The sequence below is a fragment of the Streptomyces sp. RFCAC02 genome (genome assembly GCF_004193175.1).
Lineage (GTDB): Bacteria > Actinomycetota > Actinomycetes > Streptomycetales > Streptomycetaceae > Streptomyces.
In genome coordinates, this window is record NZ_SAUH01000001.1 from 5,053,453 (window position 1) to 5,067,707 (window position 14,255).

Annotated in this window: 13 protein-coding genes; 9 read left to right on the forward strand and 4 right to left on the reverse strand. The window is 72.2% G+C overall.

Features of this window, described 5'->3' with window-relative positions; translation table 11 throughout:
* Positions 1 to 61: 61 nt before the first annotated feature.
* Positions 62 to 1,834, forward strand: a complete 1,773-nt coding sequence (locus tag EMA09_RS23390) for a hypothetical protein (protein ID WP_129842948.1) — start codon at positions 62 to 64, stop codon at positions 1,832 to 1,834.
* Between the two features lie 19 nt (positions 1,835 to 1,853).
* Here the strand turns inward: EMA09_RS23390 and EMA09_RS23395 are convergent, their stop codons facing one another.
* From EMA09_RS23395 to EMA09_RS23410, 4 genes are read right to left on the reverse strand one after another with little or no spacing between them, the layout of a single operon-like run.
* Entirely contained in the window at positions 1,854 to 3,074 is a 1,221-nt protein-coding gene (locus EMA09_RS23395) for a sugar ABC transporter permease (RefSeq protein ID WP_129842949.1), read from the reverse strand.
* Positions 3,071 to 3,841, reverse strand: a complete 771-nt coding sequence (locus EMA09_RS23400) for an ATP-binding cassette domain-containing protein (RefSeq protein WP_240796530.1) — start codon at positions 3,839 to 3,841, stop codon at positions 3,071 to 3,073. Before EMA09_RS23400 ends, EMA09_RS23395 begins: the two co-directional genes overlap by 4 nt.
* A complete protein-coding gene (locus EMA09_RS23405) occupies positions 3,838 to 4,956 on the reverse strand; it encodes a substrate-binding domain-containing protein (RefSeq protein WP_206305992.1) in 1,119 nt (372 codons plus the stop codon). Before EMA09_RS23405 ends, EMA09_RS23400 begins: the two co-directional genes overlap by 4 nt.
* On the reverse strand, positions 4,953 to 6,071 hold the full coding sequence (locus tag EMA09_RS23410; protein WP_129842950.1) for an ROK family transcriptional regulator: 1,119 nt from the start codon (positions 6,069 to 6,071) through the stop codon (positions 4,953 to 4,955). Before EMA09_RS23410 ends, EMA09_RS23405 begins: the two co-directional genes overlap by 4 nt.
* Positions 6,072 to 6,432: 361 nt before the next feature.
* On the opposite strand from EMA09_RS23410, the gene EMA09_RS23415 reads away from it, so the two are divergent.
* The 8 genes from EMA09_RS23415 to EMA09_RS23450 all read left to right on the forward strand — a co-directional run bounded on the left by EMA09_RS23415 (position 6,433) and on the right by EMA09_RS23450 (position 14,177).
* On the forward strand, positions 6,433 to 7,698 hold the full coding sequence (locus tag EMA09_RS23415; RefSeq protein ID WP_206305993.1) for an ABC transporter substrate-binding protein: 1,266 nt from the start codon (positions 6,433 to 6,435) through the stop codon (positions 7,696 to 7,698).
* Between the two features lie 123 nt (positions 7,699 to 7,821).
* Entirely contained in the window at positions 7,822 to 8,721 is a 900-nt protein-coding gene (locus EMA09_RS23420) for a sugar ABC transporter permease (protein WP_129842952.1), read from the forward strand.
* Positions 8,721 to 9,623: a carbohydrate ABC transporter permease gene (locus tag EMA09_RS23425; protein WP_129842953.1), complete on the forward strand. Its 903-nt coding sequence runs from the start codon at positions 8,721 to 8,723 to the stop codon at positions 9,621 to 9,623. The genes EMA09_RS23420 and EMA09_RS23425 overlap by 1 nt, the downstream gene beginning before the upstream one ends.
* A gap of 181 nt (positions 9,624 to 9,804) precedes the next feature.
* Entirely contained in the window at positions 9,805 to 10,302 is a 498-nt protein-coding gene (locus tag EMA09_RS23430) for a metal transporter (protein ID WP_129842954.1), read from the forward strand.
* 15 nt (positions 10,303 to 10,317) lie between these two features.
* On the forward strand, positions 10,318 to 11,469 hold the full coding sequence (locus EMA09_RS23435; RefSeq protein WP_129844211.1) for a sensor histidine kinase: 1,152 nt from the start codon (positions 10,318 to 10,320) through the stop codon (positions 11,467 to 11,469).
* Entirely contained in the window at positions 11,466 to 12,125 is a 660-nt protein-coding gene (locus EMA09_RS23440; RefSeq protein ID WP_129842955.1) for a response regulator transcription factor, read from the forward strand. Before EMA09_RS23435 ends, EMA09_RS23440 begins: the two co-directional genes overlap by 4 nt.
* Positions 12,126 to 12,234: 109 nt before the next feature.
* Positions 12,235 to 13,152, forward strand: a complete 918-nt coding sequence (locus EMA09_RS23445; RefSeq protein ID WP_129842956.1) for an ABC transporter ATP-binding protein — start codon at positions 12,235 to 12,237, stop codon at positions 13,150 to 13,152.
* Positions 13,149 to 14,177 carry an ABC transporter permease subunit gene (locus EMA09_RS23450; RefSeq protein ID WP_129842957.1) on the forward strand — a complete coding sequence of 343 codons (1,029 nt, stop codon included), beginning with the start codon at positions 13,149 to 13,151 and terminating at the stop codon, positions 14,175 to 14,177. The genes EMA09_RS23445 and EMA09_RS23450 overlap by 4 nt, the downstream gene beginning before the upstream one ends.
* Positions 14,178 to 14,255 lie beyond the last annotated feature (78 nt).

Sequence of the window (14,255 nt, forward strand, 5' to 3'; positions counted from 1 at the left end):
CTGTCCCGGGCCTCGCCCGGACGGTTTCGGCGCGTTCTCCTCCGCAAAGGAGCGGCAGATCATGGCAGGTTCCGTCGATGTCACCTTCAGCCAGGACGAGGTGGAGGAAGCGGCGAAGCGCAAGCCGTGGCGGACGCAGCGGGACTTCCATGCTGAGATCGACCCGGAGGAGATGGCGGACACGGCCCTGTCGTACGCCCGTGCTGCCGAGGACGGCGCCACCGTCGCGAATCTCGGCGAGCGCGCCACCCGCCTCGGCGAGGAGTCGGGCGAGGCCGACAGCGCCTCGCTGGTGAACGGGGAGGGCCGCATCGATCCCCTCCAGGGCAACGACGACAAGATGGACTACGTCACCGGCATCCTCGTCGGGGCGATGAACCGCGCCCTGGACGCCGACGAGAAGACGTCCCAGCGGATCGTGGGTCCGCACGGGCTGGACGAGGCGTACGGCCGGCACCTCTCCGCGTCGATCAACGAGTGGAACGGCTGGCAGGACGCCCTCGGTGAGGCCGTCTACAAGACCCGTACCTGGGCCTACGACACACCCCCGGCCGTCAACGTGACGTACAACGGCACCTCCCGCTCCGTCACCCCGACCGTCGGCGCCGACGGCGCCGCCCTCTACAACATCGACGACTGGGCGCCCGAGATACGCGAGCGCCACCTGCGGGCCGCCGCTGCCGACGCCGTCGTCGCCGCCGACGACATCGACGAGGAGATCACGGCGTACCGCACCAAGCTCATGGACTACGCCGTCGAGCTGAACGCCCAGCACTTCGACCTCTCCGAAGGCCCGCTCGACCTCTGGACCAACGAGGCGATGGCCACCTGGGCCGCCGACCACCTCAGCGAGGCACTGAACAGCATCCCACCGGACCCGGACGAGACCGAGCGGGCGCTGGCAGGCGTGCGGGCCATCCTGGACGGTGTCTACGACACCCCCTACGAGGACGCGTTCGACGCCCCCGGTCCGAGCCGGGAGATGACCGCCGAGGAACTCGCCTACCTCCAGGCGTTCTACGGCGCGCTGAGCCGCGAGGACCTGGCCGCTCTCGGCAATGCGACCGATTACGGCTCCCTGGGGGCGGTCCGCGGGGAGACACTCGACGCGGCGATGCGCACCGCGGCCAATGGTGTGCTGCTGCTGACCGACCCGGAGGCCGGCGGTCTCGACCCGGCCCGGCAGCGGGACGACATACCCGAGTCCATCGCGTCCTACGTCTACGACTACGCGGATCTCCTGACGCCCGACGCGTGGGTCGACGTTCCACGGGACTTCGACGCGTTCGGGCAACTCATGTCCCGGTCCGACCTCGCCCCGGGCGAGCGGTTCGGCGAGGACCTGGCGAACGCGGCCATCGGCATCGACTCCCGGACCCAGTACGCCACCGAGGGCTACAACGCCGACCCGGTGAACACCGGCACCCGCAACTTCCTGGAGGTCGCCAACCGCAGGGACGGCCTGGCCGCCGAGCTGATGGGCGACAAGGACTTCACCGACCGCCTGCTCGGCGCCGAGTTCCCGAAGACCAGGGAGACCTACTCCGGCGAGGAGCCGGAAGGCCCCGCCCTGGAGGTCGACATCTTCACCCGCGACGGCACCTGGCTGCCGAAGGGCGTCGAAGTCGGCTCCGAGGCCGCCGAACCGTACGCCGACGCGGCCTACAACTACCTGAGCTACGCCGAGCACGCCTACGCGTCCGACCCGGAGGACGTGTCCCGCCGCCAGATCGACCAGGGAACGATCGACCGTCTGCTGGAGACGTACGGCAAGAGCGATCCCGACCGCTTCGGCCGCTTCGAGGACCTGGCCGACGGCCCGAGCACGTCGTAGAACCGGACCGGCGCCCCCGTCAGGTCGCGCGGTGCTTGCGCAGAGCCGTGTCGGCGGTCAGCGCGAGCACCAGCACCAGGCCCGTCACGATGTACCGCGACGCCGTGTCCAGGTCGAGGAGCGTGAGGCCGCTGGAGATCGACGTGACGACCAGCACGCCCACCAGCGCCGACCACGCGCTGCCCCGGCAGCCGAACAGGCTCGTCCCGCCGATCACGGCCGCCGCGATCGCCGTCAGGTACGTCTCGGCGCCGCCCGTACCCTGGTTCGCCGCGGCGAGCCGGCCGGCCGCCAGGACACCGCCGAGCGCGGCCAGCGTCGAGCAGGCGATGAAGCAGGACACGGTCGTACGGCGCACCGGCACGCCCACCAGCAGCGCCGATCTGCGGTCGTCGCCCACGGCCCGCACCGACCGGCCCCACCGCGTACGGCGCAGCAGGACGTCCGCCACGACGACGAGCCCGACGAACAGGACCACCGGGTAGCCGATGCCGCGGGCCGTCCCCAGGTAGGCGACGATCACGCTGAGCAGCACGGCGAGCCCGGCGGTGCGCAGGACGAGGCGCGTCGTGCTCACCCGCGGCAGGTCGGCCCGTACGCGCCGCGCGCGGTCCACGAGCTGCACGGCGGTCACCACGGCCACGGCGAGGACCACGAGGCCCCACGCGGCCGCGGGCGGCAGGAAGTCCTGCTGGGCGAAGCGCACGAGCCGCGACTCGAAGGCCAGGTTGATCGACCCGCTGGGGCCGAGGACACGGAGCTGCACGCCGGTGAGGACCAGCAGGCCGGCGAGCGTGAGGACGAAGCTGGGCAGCCCGACGCGCGTCGTCAGGAACCCGTAGCCGAGGCCGACGAACACGCCCACCGCGAGGGCCAGCAGGATGCCCGCGCCGACCGGCCAGTCGTGCAGCACGGTCGTGACGGCGACGACGGCGGCGGACAGGCCGCTGACCGCGCCGACCGACAGATCGATCTGCCCGACGAGCAGCACCAGCACGACGCCGAGCGCGATCACGCCGGTCGGGGCGGACTGGAGGGTCAGGTTGACGAGGTTCTCGGCGGAGAGGAACGCCGGGTTCACGATCCCGAAGACGGCCCAGATCAGGACCAGCACGCCGATGACGGGCGCCACGCCCAGCTCGCGGTCCGGGATGCGGCGCAGCAGGCTCGGCAGGGACTCGCCGCTGTCGAAGGCGGCGACATGGGTGCGCGCCGGCGTCGGCGCCGAGGTTCTGGTCATCGGGGCTTCCTGCCGCTCGGCCGGCTCACCCCGGTCATCGCGGCGAGCAGATCCTCGTACCCGACGCTCGCGGCGTCAAGCTCCCCGCCCATCCGGCCGAGCCGCAGCACGACGAACCGGTCGGCGACGGCCTGCAGGTCGGCGGCCTGGTGGCTGATGAGGACGACGGCGTGGCCGCGTTCCCGCAGGCGCTCGACCAGGTTCAGGACCTCGGCGGTCTGCCGTACGCCGAGCGCGGCCGTCGGCTCGTCGAGGACGACGACCCGGGGCGAGCCGAGCAGGGCGCGCGCCACGGCGACGACCTGCCGCTGCCCGCCGGACAGGGCGCGCACCGGCAGCCGTACGGAGGGGACGTCCGTGGCGAGCTGGCCGAGGAGCTTCCACGCCTCCCGCTCCATCGCGACCTCGTCGAGGAAGCCGCGCCGGGTCGGCTCGTGGCCGAGGAACAGGTTCTCGACGACGTCGAGGTTGCCGCACAGGGCGAGGTCCTGGAAGACGGCGGCGATGCCGTGGGCGCGGGCCGCGGCGGGGGAGTCGAGAGTGACGGGCGTGCCGTCGAGGAGGATCCGGCCCGCGTCGGGCCGGTAGACGCCGGCGATCACGCCGGCGAGCGTCGACTTGCCGGCGCCGTTGTCGCCGACGACGGCGAGGACCTCGTGCGGGTGCACGTCGAGGTCGATGCCGGTCAGGGCACGCACGCCGCCGAAGTTCTTCGCTATGCCGCGCAGCGACAGGATGGGGGCCGTGCGGCCGGAGGGGGTGCTCACGGGGACTCCTCCAGCAGTCCGGTGCGGACGCAGGCCGTCGTGTAGTGGCGGGTGCAGATGTCCTCGACCGAGTGGACGCCGCCCTCGACGAGGACGCGCTCCACGTCGCCCGCGCCCACCGCGCGGGGGGCGAGCAGCATGCTGGGGACGCCGTCGATCATGGCGGTGGTGCGGGGCACCTCGCCGCGCAGGACGCGCACGGCCAGTTCGGCGGCGGTGCGGGCCTGCTCGTTCGTCGCCTTGAAGACGGTCATGTACTGGTCGCCGGCGATGATCCGCTGGGCCGCGGCCAGCTCGCCGTCCTGCCCGGTGACGGGCGGCACGGGGGAGACGCCGGCGGCCTTCATCGCGGCGATCACGCCGCCCGCGATGCCGTCGTTCGCCGCGTAGACGCCGTCGACGCGGCCGGAGAACTCGGTGAGCCTGCTCTCGACCCAGTCGGTTGCCTTGTCGGGGCTCCAGTCGGGGGTGTCGTACTCCGCCAGCACGTCGATGTCCTCTCCCTCCAGCGCGCGGTGGACCCCGGCGGCGAGCGCGGCCGAGTTCGGGTCGGTCGGGGAGCCGTGGACGAGGAGGATGCCGGGCGGGCGTCCGTCGGGGCGGGGTCCCTGCTCCCTGATCGCGGCCACCAGGGCCGTCCCCTGGAGATAGCCGATCAGCTCGCTGTCGAACGAGACGTAGTAGTCGGTTCCGGCGTCCGCGATGAAGCGATCGTAGGCGATGACGGGCACGCCGTGACGTTTCGCCTCCGCGACGATGCTGACGGCGGCCACGGTGTCGACGGCGTCGAGGACGAGGACGTCGGCGCCGCGGGCGAGCATGGACTCGGCCTGCTGCTGCTGGGTGGCGGCGTTCTGGTCGGCGTTGGCGTAGTACACGTCGCAGCCGGGGCAGCGCTGCTCGACGACGCCGAGGAACGCGGGGCGGTCGGAGGTCTCGTAGCGTGCCGTCTTGGCCTCGGGGAGCAGCAGCGCGATGGCGCCCTCGGACGGCTCGTCGCCGGCGGCGCGGGCCGCGAGCAGCGCGGCGGCCAGGGCGAGGACGACGGCCAGGACGGCGGTCGCCCGCGCCCAGGTGCGGCGGGGGGCGCGGATCGAGGACCAGTGGAGGGTCACGCGCTCACCCCCAGGGCGCCGTTGACGCGGGCCGTGTCGAGGGCGATGGCGAGGGCGCCGCGCACCTCGGCGGTGGCGCCGAGCTGGGCGGTGACCACCTCGACGGGACCCGCGGTGCTGGGCATGGTGCGCTGCTCGACGACGGTGCGCAGCGGGCCGAGGAGGATGTCGCCGGCCTCGGCGAGCTGGCCGCCGACGACGAGGATCTCGGGGTCGACGAGGTTGCACAGGTTGGCGGCGGCGACGCCCAGGTGCTGGCCGGCGTCGGACAGGACGCGGCGGCAGCCGGGGTCGCCGTCCGTGGCGCGGGTGATGATGTCCCGCAGGGTGAGGTGGCCATGGCTGGCGGCGAGCATACCGAGGAGGGCGGGGGCGCCGACGAACGTCTCCAGGCAGCCGCGGTTGCCGCAGCGGCAGATCGGTCCGTTCGCGTCGACCGTGACGTGGCCTATCTCGCCGGCGCCGCCGGCGCGGCCGTGGACGAGCTGGCCGCCGAGGACGAGGCCGCCGCCGACGCGGTGGGAGACCCGCAGGTAGGCGACGGAGTCGCGGCCGGCGGCGGCACCGAAGCGGGTCTCGGCGAGGGCGCCGAGGTTGGCGTCGTTGTCGACGGACACGGGGACGTCGAGGTCGTCGGCGATCACCTCGGGCACGGGCGTCCCGTCCCAGCCGCGCAGCATGCCGACGGTCGTGATGCGGCCCGTGCGGTGGTCGACGGGGGCGGGCAGGCAGACGCCGACGGCGAGGAGTTCGTCGGGGCGCGCGTCGAGGGACTCGACCATCTCCATGATCAGCATGGTGGCGCGGCGCAGTCCTGCGTCGGCCCGGTGGTCGGGGGCGAGCGGCATCGACAGGTCGGTGAGGACCTGCATCGAGGCGTCGGCGAGGGCGACCCGCAGGGAGCGGATGCCGAAGTGGACGCCGGCGACGAGGCCGAGGCTGCGGGCGAGCGTCACCTGGAGGGCGCGCCGGCCGCTGCGGGTGGCGGGGGAGGTGTGCAGGACGCCGACGGCCGTCAGTTCCTTGACGATGTTGGACACGGTCGCGGGGGACAGGCCGGTGACGCCGGCCAGCTCGATTTGCGTGATGGAGCCACGCCGCTGAACGGCGCTCACTATCCGGGCTCGGTTCGCCTCACGCAGTGAAGTCTGCGAGCCCGGGGTCACCCGGTCAGCGCGCACAGCGGGCAGGATACCGCCTGCCCGGGCGGACGGTCATGCCCTCGCGGTCGCGGGGAAGGCGGTGGAGGACGCTCACGGCGGCCTCTTGAGTACGTGACCCGATCGCAATGATCGCTTGAACGTCTCGTTGGATTTACTTCTTGACTCCATGGATGGCCTGGATTTTGATGTACGCCGACAACGCGGCGCACCGCGGCGTCCATCGGCAGCGCGCCACGGGAGGCGCGCGCCGTTCCCCGGTACGGCAACGAAGGCGTAGGGATCACGAATGCGTGTCAACCGCAGGCTGGGCGCGATGGTGGCTGGGTCCGTCATCGCGGCACTGAGCCTCTCGGCATGTTCCGGCAGTTCGAACAACGAGGGCGGCGGAGGGGGCGGCGAGGGCGGCTCCGACGAGGTCGAGGTCTTCACCTGGTGGGCCGCCGGCTCCGAGAAGGCCGGCCTCGACGCCCTGGTCGGCGTCTTCGACGAGCAGCACCCGGAGACCGAGTTCGTCAACGGCGCCGTCGCCGGCGGCGCGGGCTCGGCCGCGAAGGACCTGCTCCAGTCCCGGCTCCAGGCCAGCGACCCGCCGGACACGTTCCAGGCGCACGCCGGTGCCGAGCTGCAGGACTACATCAACGCCGGGCAGATCGAGGACCTCTCCTCGCTCTACGACGAGTTCGACCTGCGCGAGGCGTTCCCCGCCGACCTGGTGGACCGGCTGACGCAGGACGGCAAGATCTACTCCATACCGTCCAACATCCACCGCGCGAACATGCTGTGGTCCAACTCCGCCGTGCTGCAGGACAACGGCATCGACCCGAACCGCACCTACAACTCGCTCGACGAGTGGTTCGAGGACCTGGACGCCCTGCAGGACGCGGGCGTCACCCCGCTGTCCGTCGCCACCGCGTGGACCCAGGTCCACCTGCTGGAGACGATCCTCCTCTCCGACCTCGGCGCCGAGGGCTACAACGGCCTGTGGGACGGCACGACCGACTGGGAGAGCTCCGAGGTCACCGCCGCCCTCGAGGACTTCGAGCGGGCCATGAGCTACACCAACAGCGACCGCGACGGCCTGGACTGGCCCGAGGCCACGCAGATGGTCATCGACGGCAACGCCGCGTTCAACGTGATGGGCGACTGGGCGATCGCCGCGTTCGAGGAGCAGGGCAAGGAGTACGGCACGGACTTCGCCGCCGTCCCGGTCCCCGGCACCGACGGCGTGTTCGACTTCCTCGCCGACTCGTTCACGCTGCCCGTCGGCGCCCCGCACCCCGAGGGCGCGCACGCCTGGCTGGAGACCATCAGCTCGCTGGAGGGCCAGACGGCGTTCAACGCGGCGAAGGGCTCCATCCCCGCCCGCACCGACGCCGACCCGGCCGACTTCTCCGAGTACCAGCAGTCGGCGATGGAGTCGTTCGGCCAGGACACGATCGTCTCCTCCCTGGCCCACGGCGCCGCCGCGCCGGTCGCCACCCTGAACGCCATCACGGACGCCACCAGCAAGTTCACGACCGGGGCTTCCGACCTCGATGCGTTCCAGTCCGAGCTCGCCGCCGCCACGGCCGCGAACTGACCGGAGCGGACCAGCGGGGCGTGCGGTGATCCGCGCCGCACGCCCCCCAATGCCGGATTCGGACCGCACGTGCCGCGCCGCCGGCCCCCGCCGACGGCGCGGCACGGCGCTCAGGAGACATCGATGACCAAAGCTCTCAAACGGGCCGGCGCGCCGCTGTTGCTGCTGGCCCCCTCACTGATCCTCGTGGGCATATTCGTCTACGGGCTCATCGCCGTGAACTTCGGGACGTCGGCCACCGACATCCACACCGCGGCCCAGACCACGGGTCGGGAACCGTCGGGCACCGTGTGGTTCGACAACTACCTCGACCTCCTCGGCAGCGAAGCGTTCCAGCACTCGCTGAAGAACCTGCTCCTCTACACCGTCCTCTTCCTCGCCGGCACGCTGCTCATCGGCTTCGTGTGGGCGTGGCTGCTGGAGAGCCCGATCAAGGGCGAGGGCATCTTCCGCGCGGTCTACCTCTTCCCGATGGCGGTGTCGTTCGTCGCCTCGGGCGTGGTGTGGCGCTGGCTGCTGAACTCCGGCCAGGACGAGAGCGCCACCGGCCTCAACCGTCTCTTCCAGATGGTCGGCCTGGACTTCATGCAGAACAACTGGTGGAACAACGTCGACTACGGCATCACCGCCATCGCCATCCCCGCGATCTGGCAGTTGTCCGGCTACGTCATGGCGCTGTTCCTCGCCGGCTTCCGCGGCATCCCCTACGAACTGCGGGAGGCCGCGCGCGTGGACGGCGCGACCACCTGGCAGCTCTACCGCCACGTGCTGTTCCCGCAGCTCTCCCCGATCGCGCTGTCCGCGCTCATCATCATCGGGCACATGTCGCTGAAGTCCTTCGACCTGATCATGTCCATCTCGAAGCCGGCGAACTACCAGACCAAGGTGCCCGCCGTCGACATGTACATCTTCAAGTCGAGCTTCGACTACGCGAACGCCGCCGCCGTCGGATCGATCCTGCTGGTCATCGTCGCCCTGGTCGTCGTGCCCTATCTCATCCGCACGAATCGCAAGGAGAAGTGATGGCCACGCTCTCCACCCAGCCGGTCTCGCCGCAGCCGGTCGCGGACGGCCTGACCCCGCCGAAGGGCGCCAAGCGCCCCAAGGGCTTCACCCTCGGGCGGACGCTGCGTTACGCCGTACTGATCCTGTTCCTGCTGATCGTCCTGATCCCCGTCTACGTCCTGCTCGTGACGAGCTTCAAGGGGCCCGGCGACGCCGCCCCGGCCCGCGCCTGGGACCTGCCGCAGAACTGGACGTTCGACAACTGGGAGACGGCGTGGGACGCGCTCGCGCCGGCGATCTGGCGCACCGTGCAGATGGTCGTGCCGTCCGCGCTCATCGCCGCGCTGCTCGGCTCCGTCAACGGGTTCGTGCTGGCGCGCTGGCGGTTCCGCGGGGCGAACCTGGTGTTCACGCTCATCCTGTTCGGGATGTTCATCCCGTACCAGGCGGTGATCATCCCGCTGAACGAGCTGGTGCTCGACCTGGACCTGCCCAGCGGCATCCCGACGCTGATCCTGCTGCACGTGGTGTTCGGCATCCCGATCACGACGCTGATCTTCCGCAACTACTACCAGACCGTCCCGCACGAGCTGATCGAGGCCGCGCGCATCGACGGCGCGGGCATGCTGCGGACGTACGCGTCGGTGATCCTGCCGATCTCGGTCCCGAGCTTCGTGGTCGTGCTGATCTGGCAGTTCACCTCGGCGTGGAACGACTTCCTGTTCGCGGTGTTCTTCTCCTCCAGCCAGAACGGTCCGGTGACCCTGGCGCTGAACAACCTCGCGAACGGCGCACTGCTGCAGAACTACGGTGTCTCGATGGCGGGCGCGCTCTTCGCGTCGCTCCCGACGCTGGTGGTGTACATCGTGCTGGGCAAGTACTTCATCGGCGGCCTGATGTCGGGCTCCGTGAAGAGCTGACCCTCCCGCGCACCGGACGGACCCCGCCGATCCCCGCTCCACGCGGGCCGGCGGGGTTTCGTCGTGATGGGGGCGCCGTGTGCGGGCCGGCCGGGGAATCGGTCCAAAGCATGGCCCGCGGCGGTCGTGACCGTACTTTCAGCCGGTCCGCCCGGCCGACCGGCTTCCTAGCCTCCTCGGTATGGACGAGAGGGAAGACCGGCCGGGAAGGCCGGGCGCAGGAGCGGTCGACGTCGTGCTCGGCATTGTGTTCACCCTGGGAATCGCCGGCACGGCCTACATGCTCATGGACAGTTGGGCCGGGGCCTCATGGGTGCTGACCAGTGCCGTGGGCGCGGTCGTGTCCGCGCTCGCACTGCTCCGCGCGCGGCAGCCGGTGTGGACGGCGATCGCCGGCCTGGCCGTCGTGGCCTGTGCCGTCGGGGTGTCGGCGTCGGTCGACCTGCCGCAGGAGCCGGGTCCCACCACGGCCCTGGCCCTGGCCGTCCTCGTCGGCTCGGCGATACGTGTGCTGCCGCCCGCCCGGGCAGCGGGCATAGCCCTGGCGAGCATCGTGGTGATGGCCTGCGCCTGGATCTCGGGCGGAGGAGCCGTCGTGGTGCTGGCCGCCCTGCTGTGCATATCGGCCATCGCCACCGGGCTCGGCCTCCGCGTCGTCGACCGCGGCGGCCGTCGGTAGCGTGCACGGGTGACCATGCTGGACCGCCGTGTCAGGATCGCCTCCGCCGCCGGACTCGGTGCCGTGTTCCTCGCGGCCCTCGTCATCCAGGTCGCCGCCATCGCGCGGAGCTGGGGCGCGATGGCGTACGGCCTCCCGGGCGCCACCGCCGCGGCGGTGGTGTGCGCGCTGGCGCTGCTGCCCGGCAGACAGCGGTTGTGGCCGGCCGTCGCGGGGCTCGGCGTCGCGGCCGCCGCCGTGGCGGTCACCGGCCTCGCCAACCTGCCGCAGGAGCCCAGCCCGACCATGATGCTCGGCCTGGCCGTGCTGATCGGCTCGGGGGTCCGCACCCTGCCGCGCGTGCCCGCCGGGGCCGTCGCCGCCGCCGGGCTCGCCGTGACGGCCGGCGGGCAACTCGCCGCCTGGCCGGGCGACACGAGCGTCAGGGCCGTGACGGTGGTGAGTGCCGCCGGATGGCTCGCCGCCGTCGCCACCGGCGCCTCGCTGCGGCTCATCGACAGCCGGGCGCGGGCCGCCGTCGACACCGTGCGCCGCGAGGAGCGCCTCGAACTGGCCAGGGAGCTGCACGACATCGTCGCCCACCACCTCACCGGCATGCTGATACAGGCCCAGGCCGCGCAGGTGGTCGGCCGCAAGGACGCGGGCAAGGCGGCACAGGCCCTGGCCGGTATCGAGACCTCGGCCGGTGACGCCCTCACCGCGATGCGCCGCGTCGTCGGCCTCCTGCGCGACGACGGCGCCGCGCCCTCGTCGTCCTCGTCGGGGCCGGAGCAGCTCGGCGCGCTGGTCGAGCGCTTCAGCCGCCAGGGGCCGCCGGTCCGCCTGCGGGTGCCCGGCGGCCCCGGCGGCGGGGCCGAGTGGCCGCCGGAAGTCACCAGCACGGTGTACCGGATCGTCCGCGAGGCCCTGACGAACATCCGTCGCCACGCGCCGCAGGCGACATCCGTCGCGGTCACCGTCGACCGCGAACCCCACGGTGTGACCGTCGAGATAGCGGACGACGGCCCACCGGTGCCGGCACGGCCCGGGCACCGCGGCGGGTACGGTCTGATCGGCATGCGCGAGCGCGTCGAAGCGCTCAACGGCACGCTGTCCGCCGGACCCGGCCGCGACGCCGGCTGGGCCGTACGGGCCACCCTGCCCATCCCCACCCGGGAGCCCCGATGACCATCACGGTCCTCCTCGCCGACGACCAGGCCATGATCCGGAGCGGACTGCGGCTCATCCTGGAGGACCAGCCCGACATCGAGGTGGTCGCCGAGGCCGCGGACGGCGCCGAGGCCGTCTCCCTGGCCCGGCGGCTGCGCCCCGACGTGTGCCTCGTGGACGTCAGGATGCCCTGCCTCAACGGCATCGAGGTCACCCGCGCGCTCGCCGGACCCGGAGTGCGCGACCCCCTTCGGGTGGTCGTGGTCACCACCTTCGACCTCGACGAGTACGTCCACGGCGCCCTGCGTTCAGGCGCGGTCGGCTTCATCCTCAAGGACGCCGGCCCCACGCTCCTGGTCGAGGCCGTCAGGGCCGCCGCCGTCGGCGACGCGCTGGTGTCCCCGTCCGTCACCCTGCGGCTGCTGCGGCAGTTGGCGGAGCCTCGCGGGCCGGGCGGCGGCAAGGAGCTGCCGCCGCTGTCCGAACGCGAACTCGAGGTCGTGCGCTCGCTCGCGCGCGGACGCACCAACCAGGAGATCGCCGGCGAGCTGTTCATCTCCCTGAGCACGGTGAAGAGCCACCTGTCGGCCATCCAGGGCAAGCTCGGCGTGCGGAACCGGGTCGCGATCGCCGCCTGGGCCTGGGAGAACCGCGTCGTGGACAGCACCGTCTGACACCCCTCCGGAGGGACGACCGGAAGACCGGCCGAAAGAACGGTCGCCCGGGGCCGGGACCGTGCTTTGGACCGGTGCCGGGGGACGGCCAGGTTCCGAGGATGGGGACATGTCCAACGAGCAATCCCCACCCGTGTTCGCGGCGCGGGGCCTGACGAAGAAATACGGCCGCCGCACCGCGCTCGACGACGTGAACCTCACCGTCCCCGCCGGTCGTGTCATCGGTCTCGTCGGCCCCAACGGCGCCGGGAAGTCCACCCTGCTGCACCTGGCCTGCGGGCTGACCGAGCCGACGTCCGGCCGGCTCGACGTGCTGGGCGCCCGCCCGGCCGCCGACGCGGCGCACCTCGCCAGGGTGGGGTTCGTCGCCCAGGACACCCCGGTGTACGCGTCCCTCAGCGTCGCCGACCACCTCCGCCTCGGCGCGCGCCTCAACCCCGCGTGGGACCAGGCCCTCGCCGAGCGGCGCATCGCGCAGGTCGGGCTCGCCCCGGACCAGAGGGCAGGGCGCCTCTCCGGCGGCCAGCGCGCCCAGCTCGCCCTGACGATCGCCGCCGCGAGCCGCCCCGAACTGCTGATCTTCGACGAACCGGCCGCCGCCCTCGACCCGCTGGCGCGCCAGGCGTTCCTCGAGAACCTCATGGAGTTCGTCACCGAACTCGGCGCCAGCGCCGTCCTGTCCTCCCACCTCCTCGGCGATGTCGAGCAGGTCTGCGACCACCTCATCGTGCTGTGCGCCTCCCGGGTCCAGGTCGCCGGTGACATCCCGGACCTCCTGGCCGCCCACCACAGGATCGTCCTGTCACGCGAGGCGCTGGACCGGCTCCCCGCCGGGATCGAGGTCGTCCGGGTCACCGACGCCGACGACGGCCGGTACGTCAGCGCCCTCGTCCGCCGCGACACGGCGACGCCCCCGCCGGGCGCCGTCGAACCCGTCACCCTCGAAGAACTCGTGCTCGCCTACATGACCCGGGCCGCGGCGACCGCCGCCGGTGTCAGGGCGCCTGCGGGAAGGAGTGCCCGATGATCTGGCTCAGCTGGCGTCAGTTCCGTGCCCAGGCGCTCGTCGCCGCCCTCGCCCTCGCTCTTGCCACCGCCTACCTGGTGCACCTCGGCCTGGACATCCGGGACGCCCACGACGTCTACGAGGCCCATTGCGGGGAGGAGGGGGGCGACTGCGCCCAGGCCGCGTCGCATTTCCGCAGCTCCTACGAGAACACGCTCCTCTATCTCGCCGCCGGGATGGCCCTGCTCCCCGCCGTCATCGGCACGTTCTGGGGCGCCCCGCTCATCGCCCGCGAACTGGAGACGGGCACCCACCGGCTGGTGTGGAACCAGAGCGTCACCCGCCGCCGCTGGCTCCTGGTAAAGCTGCTGGTCGTCTGCCTGGCCGCCATCGCGGTGACGGGCGCGGTCAGCGCGCTGCTCACCTGGGCGGCCGGCCCGTACGACGAGGTCGCCCAGGACCGGTTCAGGGCCATCGTGTTCCTCGCCCGCGGCTTCGTGCCCGTGGGCCACGCCGTCCTCGCCGTCGTCCTGGGAACCGTCCTCGGTCTCCTGCTGCGCCGGGCGATACCCGCGATGGGCATCACGCTCGCCGCCGTCCTCGTCATCGAGTTCCTCGTGCCGAACTATGTCCGACCGCACCTCATGACCCCGGAGACGACGACGCTCGCCATGACCGCGGAGGCCATCAACGAGGCGAAGAATCTCGGCAGTGTCACCGGCGGGGCCACCATAGGCGGCCTCCAGGTGCCCGATGCCCCCGGCGCCTGGATCAGTCACACCAGCTCCCTGCGGACCGCGGACGGCGCGTCGCTCAGCGAGTCCACCTTCAACGACTGCCTGAACAACGCGCCGGAGACGGGCGCGGACGGCAGGTTCGGCGACACCGCCGTGTGCCTCGGCGACCTCGGCCTCCACGTCGACATCTCCTACCACCCGGCGGACCGTTACTGGCCCTTCCAGGGATTGGAGACGGCGATGTACTTCGGGGCCGGTGCCCTCCTGACGGGCTTCGCCCTGTGGCGCATCCAGCGCCGCGTGAGCTGAGACGGGCGGCAGGGCGTACGTCCGGCGCTGCGGACCGCGCGACCGCGCCGCCGGACCTCCCCGGGCCGGGGGTGGGTC

Bases quoted from the DNA above. Each gene is read 5' to 3' on its own strand.
- EMA09_RS23390 (WP_129842948.1), top strand. From the start codon at position 62: ATGGCAGGTTCCGTCGATGTCACCTTCAGCCAGGACGAGGTGGAGGAA.
- EMA09_RS23395 (WP_129842949.1), bottom strand. From the start codon at position 3,074: ATGACCAGAACCTCGGCGCCGACGCCGGCGCGCACCCATGTCGCCGCC.
- EMA09_RS23415 (WP_206305993.1), top strand. From the start codon at position 6,433: ATGGTGGCTGGGTCCGTCATCGCGGCACTGAGCCTCTCGGCATGTTCC.
- EMA09_RS23420 (WP_129842952.1), top strand. From the start codon at position 7,822: ATGACCAAAGCTCTCAAACGGGCCGGCGCGCCGCTGTTGCTGCTGGCC.
- EMA09_RS23425 (WP_129842953.1), top strand. From the start codon at position 8,721: ATGGCCACGCTCTCCACCCAGCCGGTCTCGCCGCAGCCGGTCGCGGAC.
- EMA09_RS23430 (WP_129842954.1), top strand. From the start codon at position 9,805: ATGGACGAGAGGGAAGACCGGCCGGGAAGGCCGGGCGCAGGAGCGGTC.
- EMA09_RS23435 (WP_129844211.1), top strand. From the start codon at position 10,318: ATGCTGGACCGCCGTGTCAGGATCGCCTCCGCCGCCGGACTCGGTGCC.
- EMA09_RS23440 (WP_129842955.1), top strand. From the start codon at position 11,466: ATGACCATCACGGTCCTCCTCGCCGACGACCAGGCCATGATCCGGAGC.
- EMA09_RS23445 (WP_129842956.1), top strand. From the start codon at position 12,235: ATGTCCAACGAGCAATCCCCACCCGTGTTCGCGGCGCGGGGCCTGACG.
- EMA09_RS23450 (WP_129842957.1), top strand. From the start codon at position 13,149: ATGATCTGGCTCAGCTGGCGTCAGTTCCGTGCCCAGGCGCTCGTCGCC.